The 462-nt window shown below is 69.3% G+C and carries 1 protein-coding gene; it reads left to right on the forward strand.

The genetic code is table 11. The annotated features are described in order from the left end of the window. Nucleotides 1-462, forward strand: a 462-nt coding sequence (locus AC5P09_RS52140; protein WP_493880656.1) for an MFS transporter, incomplete at both ends; no start/stop codon positions are given.

Below are 462 nucleotides of genomic sequence, written 5' to 3' on the forward strand. Positions count from 1 at the left end.
CACCGGCTACGGCCTCGGCAAGTCCATGCTCACCGTCGGCCTGGTCCTCGCCCCGCAGGGCCTGGTGATGATGGCCATGTCCGCCGTCTCCGCGGCCATCACCAAGGCCAAGGGCCCCAAGCTCACCCTGATGATCGGCGCGCTGATCGTGGCCGCCGGCTACGGCCTCAACATCGTGCTGATGAGCGAGGTCTGGCACCTCGTCCTGGTCTCCTGCATCATCGGCGCCGGCATCGGCTTCACCTACGGCGCCCTGCCCGCCCTGATCATGGGTGCCGTCGACCCCACCCAGACCGGCGCCGCCAACAGCCTCAACACCCTGATGCGCTCCCTGGGCACCAGCTTCGCCAGCGCCATCGCCGGCGTCATCCTCGCCCAGATGACCACCGACTACGGCGGCTTCCCCCTGCCCTCGGAGAACGGCTTCAAGGTCGTCATGGCCATCGGCGCCGGAGCCGCCCT

The organism is Streptomyces sp. a15, from assembly GCF_059026085.1.